This window comes from Amycolatopsis rhizosphaerae (genome assembly GCF_007713715.1).
In the GTDB taxonomy this organism is placed as follows: Bacteria; Actinomycetota; Actinomycetes; order Mycobacteriales; family Pseudonocardiaceae; genus Amycolatopsis_E; species Amycolatopsis_E rhizosphaerae.
In genome coordinates this window covers 1-6,192 of the sequence record NZ_VJWX01000422.1, presented here as the reverse complement: position 1 = coordinate 6,192, position 6,192 = coordinate 1, and the positions used below count along the sequence as shown (strand labels likewise).

Sequence of the window (6,192 nt, the reverse complement as noted above, 5' to 3'; positions counted from 1 at the left end):
GTCCTGCCCTCCCCCGCCCGCACCGATCCGCTCGCGCGGATGCTCGCCTGGGCCGGGCACGGGGCGTTCGCGGTGGCCGCCACCCTGCTCGTGGTCCTGCATCTGGATCCGGACTGGGGCGGTGGCGAGAATCCGGTCACCGCGATGCTCAGCGAGTACGCGCTCACCCCCGGCCACTGGGCATGGGCGCTGGCGCTGACCCTGACCAGCGCCGGGTCGGTGGCGGTGCTGGTGTCGTTGCGGCGCACCGGTGTCCTGGCCGGCGCGGCCGCGCCCGCCTGGCTGGCGGTGTGGTGCGTGGCGATCGCACTGGTGGCGGTGTTCAGCAAGGACCCGCAGGGCGGTGCGGTGAGCCTCACCGGAAAACTGCACCTCTACGCCACCGGCGTGAGCTGCGCGGCACTTCCGGTCGCCGGACTCGTCCTCGCCCGCACGCACCGGGCACATCCGTCCTGGCACCGCTTCGCACGCTGGTCCCGGTGGCTCGCGCTGGCCTCCGTCCCGTTCTTCCTGCCGTTCATCGTGCCCTTCGCGGTGCACGTCCTGTTTTCCCGGGGATTTCCCACCCCGGCCACCGGACTGGTCGAACGGATCATGGCCGGGCTCGAACTCGCCCTGCTGGCCCTGCTCGGCGGCTGGGCCCACCACGCGTCCCGCTCGATGGTCCACACCGGACATCCGGCGGAGATTTCCCAGGCGGACCAAAGGGAACAACTCGCCCCATAACGGCGCGGGCGTTCCGGCGTGCCCGCCCTCACAGTGAAGGACCGCGCGAGCGGGGTCTACACTGGGCAAGGTTTCGACGGGCACCTCGTTAGGTGAGGCTCCTGTCCGGACACAGGCCACTGATCTGACGACGTCGAGAGACGCCCAAGACCAGGACAGGTATCCCCGGGTTAAGGGGTTACCCGAAGTGGCTTCCCGCCCCGCCGCGGGACACGCCGGGCAGTGCCAAAGCTCTTACGTGAGTGGTGCATCGTCCCCTTCAGGGTGACGATGGTCCGTGGTCAGGAAATCCGGCGCCGGAGAGTCCCGGCGCCCAGCCCGGGATGGAGGTGAGGACCGTGCGGAGCAGTAGTCCGGGCCGAAGTAGGCCCCTTCCTCGTCGCTGTCCCCGATCGTCCCGATCTTTCCCGGGCATCCGGTAACCCTTGCGGCAGCACTGATCCGCGCCCTTTCCCGCCCGTTCGCCGGGTGGTGCTCCGGGGTGCGCGGACGGCGCCCGGATGTCCCTTTTCGCGGCCCTTTTCGGGTCCAGGAGGTGGATTTCTCATGTCCGCGATCACCGAAAACTCCGGCGCCGTGCTCGACGAAGCACACGTCGGCGACATCCGGGGCGCCCTCGGCACCATCCGCGTGGACGACACCGGCGTCCGCCGCGGCCCGGGGGCGAAACTCAAGACCCTGCTGGCGATCGTCGGTCCCGGCCTGATCGTGATGGTCGGGGACAACGACGCGGGCGCGTTCGCCACCTACGGCCAGGCGGGCCAGAACTACGGCACGCATCTACTGTGGACACTGCTGCTGCTCGTGCCGGTGCTGTACGTCAACCAGGAGATGGTGCTGCGCCTCGGCGCGGTGACCGGGGTGGGCCACGCCCGCCTGATCCTCGAACGGTTCGGCCGGTTCTGGGGCGCCTTCAGCGTGCTCGACCTGTTCCTGCTCAACGCGCTGACCCTGGTGACCGAGTTCATCGGCATCACACTGGCGACCGGTTACCTCGGCCTGCCCAAGGTCCCTTCCGTGCTGCTCGCCGCCGCCGTGATCGTCGCGGCCGCGTTCACCGGCTCGTTCCGCCGGTTCGAGCGGATCGCGATCACCTTCTGCGCCGGTTCGCTCGTGCTGATCCCGATCGCGCTGCTCGCCCACCCGCCCGCCGGGCAACTGGCCCACGATTTCGTGGTGCCGTCGCTGCCCGCGGGCTCCTCGGGCATGTCCACGCTGATGCTGCTGATCATCGGCATCGTGGGCACCACGGTGGCCCCGTGGCAGCTGTTCTTCCAGCAGTCGTACGTGATCGACAAGCGCATCACGCCGCGGTTCCTGCGCTACGAGAAGGCGGACCTGTGGCTGGGCATCCTGATCGTGGTGGTGGGCGCGGCGGCGGTGATGGCCTTCACCGCGGCCGTGTTCACCGGGACCGGCGGGGAGGGTCACTTCACCGACACCGCCGGCATCGCCCAGGGCCTGCGCGCCGCGGCGGGCAGGACGGCGGGCGCGCTGTTCGCGGTGGCGTTGCTGGACGCCTCGGTCATCGGCGCGTTCGCGGTGTCGCTGTCGAGCGCCTACGCCCTCGGAGACGTGCTGGGCGTCAACCACTCGCTGCACCGCGGGGTGGGCCACGCGAAGGGGTTCTACGCCGCCTACGCGGGCCTGGTCGCCGTGGCCGCGGTCATCGTGCTCGTCCCGGGTTCGCCGCTGGGCCTGCTCACCGAGGGGGTGCAGACCCTGGCCGGGGTGCTGCTGCCGTCGGCGACCGTGTTCCTCCTGCTGCTGTGCACCGACCGGGACGTGCTCGGCCCGTGGGTCAACCGGCGCGCCACCACCGTGTTCACCGCGATCGTGGCCGGGGTGCTGGTCACGCTGTCGGTCGTGCTGACGGCCGCCGTGCTGTTCCCGTCGATCACGGCCGGGCAGATCCTGCTGATCATGGCGTGCTGTGCCGGAGTGGGTGCGCTCGCCGCGGTCTACGCCGTGCTGAGCGGCCGGGGCCGTCCCGCGCCCGTCCCGGTGGACCGCGCCGGGCGCGTGTCGTGGCGCATGCCGCCACTGACCGAGCTGCCCCGGCCTGCCCTGTCGACCGGCCGCAAGATCGGCCTGGGCCTCCTGCGCGGCTACCTGCTGGCGGCGATGGTCCTGGTCGTGGTCAAGATCGTCGAAACCGTGCTCGGCCAGTGAGCCCGGGCGTCAGGCCGTGAAGGGTCCCTTCACAGCCGATGCGACCAGGGCCCCGGCAAAGTCCGGTCCGCTCTGCGCTGCCCGGCGAGTCCCACGCTCGTGCGCCTGTGTCCCACGCTCGTGCGCCTGTGTCCCACGCTCGTGCAGTGCTAGGTGCCACGCACTACCGTGAGGAGTCCCCTCACGGTCAATACGGACAGGGTCCCGGCAAGAGTCCGGCACCTTGAAGGGCGCCGGCCCCCAGACCAAGCGTGGAACTCAAGCGCCTGAGCGTGGGACACAGGCGCCTGAGGGTGGGACACAGGCGCCTGAGGGTGGGACACAGGCGCCTGAGCGTGGGAATCGCTCGGCGGACGGGCCAGGCGCTCCTCGGGTGGATCAGGTGCGGGTGGCGAGGGTGAGGTAGCGGTCCGGCCCGTCGTCCACCGAGTCGCACCGCCATCCGGTCGAGGCCAGCGCGGACCGGATGTACGGCTCGGCCCGGAGGTCGTCGGGCCGCAGCGCGTGCCCCCGGCGCGCGGCGAGCGCGGCCCTGCCGATGGGGTGGAACACGGCCAGGCGGGCACCCGGGCGGGCCACCCTGGCCAGCTCCGCCAGTCCGCGCAGCGGGTCCGGAAGGTGGGTCAGCAGGCCGGCCGCGAACACGGCGTCCAGGCTGCCGGTCGCCAGCGGCAGCCGCATCGCGTCCGCCAGCACCAGGACGGCGGACTCGCGCCGCCCGAGCCGGGTGGCCTCGGCGAGCATCTCGGCGGTCAGGTCGATGCCCAGCACGGTGCCGCCCTCGCCGACCGCGGCGCGCAGTTCGGGCAGTGCCCGCCCGGTACCGCACGCGACGTCGGCGACGGCGCCGCCGGGCGGCGGGCCGAGTTCGGCGACCGCGCGCCGGTAGCCCGGCACGTCGTCGGGGAAACGGTCCTCCCAGCCCGCCGCGCGGGGCCCGAAAAACGCCCGTGTGGCCTCGATGTCCGTTACGGGCGCCTCACCGCCGGTGCCGTTCATGGATCAGGCTTAGCAGCACCCCACCCGGCCTGCCACCCCCGCCTGCCGGATAGTGGATGACCGTGGAACGGATCTTCGCCACCCTCGGCACGGCCGCCGCGCTGTTCGCCGCGACGAACCTCGACGACCTCGTCGTGCTCGCGGTGTTCAACGCCTCGGCGCAGGCGGGAGGGCGGCCGCGGCGGTGGGAGATCTGGGCCGGGCAGTACGTGGGCATCGCCCTCCTCTTCGCCCTCTCGCTGGCGGCCGCCCGCGGGCTGGCCGTGCTGCCGCGGAACTGGCTTTGGCTGCTGGGCCTGCTCCCGTTCGGGCTCGGCGTGGCGAAACTGGTCTCCGCGGTGCGGGCGAACGGCCAGGAGCCGCCGCCCGCCGTGACCGGGCTCGCCGGGGTGATCGGGGTGACCGTCGCCAACGGCGGCGACAACCTCGCCGGGTACATCCCCTTCCTGCAGTCGGTGACCGCCACGGACCTCGCGCTCACCGTGGCCGTGTTCGCGGCCGGAATCGCCCTGTGGTGCCTGGCCGGCTCCTGGCTGGTCTCCCGGAAGAGGGTGCAGACCATCCTTCACCGCTGGGGACGCTGGATCGTGCCCGCGGTCTATCTCTTCATCGGACTCTATATTTTCGGTAAAACCGGCGTGCCCCGATGGCTTTGATCATCACGGGTGGTTCCCGGGCGGCCGCGGCGGCCCCGGGGCGCGCCCAGGGCATGCGGAGCCGCCGCGCCGGCCAGCAGGACCAGCGCGATCGTGCCCATGAGCCAGTGGCCGACGACGATGTCGACGACGCACAATGCTCCCCACAAAGCAACCCTCACGGCACCGAGTCTACGTATTACCTCCGACATTTTCGCTCCGTTTTCCGTTGTCCCTGGAGAGGGAAACCGGGAAACTCTCCGGCGCGGCCTACCCGTTTTCCCGAAAGCTACTCGCCTTCCTGTTCTTCCACCGCGCGGTAGCGGGGTTCACGCAGCAGCAGCCCGCCGTCCTCCCGCTCGGCCGTGCCGGTGACCCGGAGCCGCTGGCCGACCTCGATGTCGGCGCGAGCCCGCTCGGGGAACTCGACCCGCAGGCTGCCGGTGGCATCGGTCAACTCCCCGACCAGGACGGTGTGCGCGTCGGTCCGGTTCAGGCGCAGTTCGTGCAGCCGACCCACCACGGTCACGCGGGTACCGGCGTGCACCTCCGTGATGGGAACCGCGTCCACCGGCGGCCGCGGCTGTTCGAAGGCCTTCTGCTCCGGGGATTCACCGGCCAGCTGGTCGGCGAACCGTTCGAAGGCCTCGGTGATCCGCTCCTCGCCGGGCCGCAGCGGGTAGACCTCGTGGATCTTCGACTTCACGTCGTAGGGCACGATCGTCGCGGCGGCGTGTTCCACCTGGCTGATCGCGCGGGCCATGCGATCGGCCGTGCGGTCGTGCAGCAGCCAGCCCAGGGACGGCGTGTAGCTGCGCCTGGGCAGCAGGGCCGTCACCCCGGTGCCCCGGCGGCTCGCCGCCTCCGCGATCAGCTTCTGCGCGGCGCGGGCGACCCGGCGGTCCGGGCAGTCGATCACCCGCAGGGGCACCCGGATCCGCAGCTCGTCCCAGCGCCGCTCGAGCCGCTCGGCGTGCATCCGGTCGATCATGAAGTGCACCGCGGTCAGGTCCGTGCCCCGCAGGTTGCGCCCGTAGCGCAGCGCTTCCAGCACTGCCAGGTCCGCGCTGTTGACCAGCACGAACACCTTGTGGTGGGCGTAGTTGGCCGCGTCGAGGGGATGCTCGCGGACGCGGTCGAGGATGGCCGCCTCGGCCCGGTACTCGCGGTTGAGGCGCATCAGCACGAACACCAGCAGCGGGAACACCACGACCACCAGCCAGGCCCCCTCGGTGAACTTGGCGACCGCGAAGATCCCCACCACCACCGTGGCCAGCACGCCGGCGCTGAGGTTCACCGCGAGTTTGTGCCGCCAGCCCGGCTCCTTCTCCCGGAGGTGGTGCCGCGTCATGCCGTACCCGGCGATGGCGAAGCCGGTGAACACGCCGATGGCGTAGAAGGGCACCAGGCCGTTGACCGAACCACCGGTCAGCACCAGCAGCACCACCGACAGCGCGGTGAGCACCAGGATGCCGTTGGAGAACACCAGCCGGTGCCCGCGCTTGGTCAGCTGCCGCGGCAGGAACCGGTCTTCGGCGACGAAACTCGCCAGGAACGGGAACCCGTTGAAGCTGGTGTTGGCGCCGGTGTAGAGGATGAGCGCCGAGGCCAGCTGCAGCATCCCGAACAGCACCGTGCCCACCATGCCCTGGCCGAACAC

4 protein-coding genes, 1 pseudogene and 1 riboswitch are annotated in these 6,192 nt (G+C 71.3%); of the genes and pseudogenes, 3 read left to right on the top strand and 2 right to left on the bottom strand.

Going from position 1 to position 6,192, the window contains the following annotated elements; all coding sequences use genetic code 11:
• Both FNH05_RS29390 and FNH05_RS29385 read left to right on the top strand, forming a co-directional pair.
• The coding region (locus FNH05_RS29390) for a DUF998 domain-containing protein (RefSeq protein WP_342781630.1) at positions 1–726 on the top strand (726 nt) is incomplete at its 5' end.
• Between the two features lie 77 nt (positions 727–803).
• Positions 804–978: riboswitch (M-box (ykoK) riboswitch) on the top strand.
• Positions 979–1,272: 294 nt separating this feature from the next.
• Positions 1,273–2,898: an NRAMP family divalent metal transporter gene (locus FNH05_RS29385; RefSeq protein ID WP_144592103.1), complete on the top strand. Its 1,626-nt coding sequence runs from the start codon at positions 1,273–1,275 to the stop codon at positions 2,896–2,898.
• A 378-nt stretch (positions 2,899–3,276) separates the two neighbouring features.
• On the opposite strand, the gene FNH05_RS29380 is transcribed toward FNH05_RS29385, so the two are convergent.
• Positions 3,277–3,897 (bottom strand): class I SAM-dependent methyltransferase, encoded by a 621-nt coding sequence (locus FNH05_RS29380; RefSeq protein WP_144592102.1) that lies wholly within the window; start codon positions 3,895–3,897, stop codon positions 3,277–3,279.
• 56 nt (positions 3,898–3,953) lie between these two features.
• Here FNH05_RS29380 and FNH05_RS29375 point away from each other — a divergent pair, with 56 nt between their 5' ends.
• Entirely contained in the window at positions 3,954–4,553 is a 600-nt protein-coding gene (locus FNH05_RS29375; RefSeq protein WP_144592101.1) for a cadmium resistance transporter, read from the top strand.
• 268 nt (positions 4,554–4,821) lie between these two features.
• Here the strand turns inward: FNH05_RS29375 and FNH05_RS29370 are convergent.
• Positions 4,822–6,192 (bottom strand): annotated as a pseudogene (locus FNH05_RS29370) (amino acid permease); the annotation flags it as partial.

Excerpts from the sequence above, each read along its gene's own strand:
- FNH05_RS29385 (WP_144592103.1), top strand. The coding sequence starts at position 1,273 with ATGTCCGCGATCACCGAAAACTCCGGCGCCGTGCTCGACGAAGCACAC.
- FNH05_RS29380 (WP_144592102.1), bottom strand. The coding sequence starts at position 3,897 with ATGAACGGCACCGGCGGTGAGGCGCCCGTAACGGACATCGAGGCCACA.
- FNH05_RS29375 (WP_144592101.1), top strand. The coding sequence starts at position 3,954 with ATGACCGTGGAACGGATCTTCGCCACCCTCGGCACGGCCGCCGCGCTG.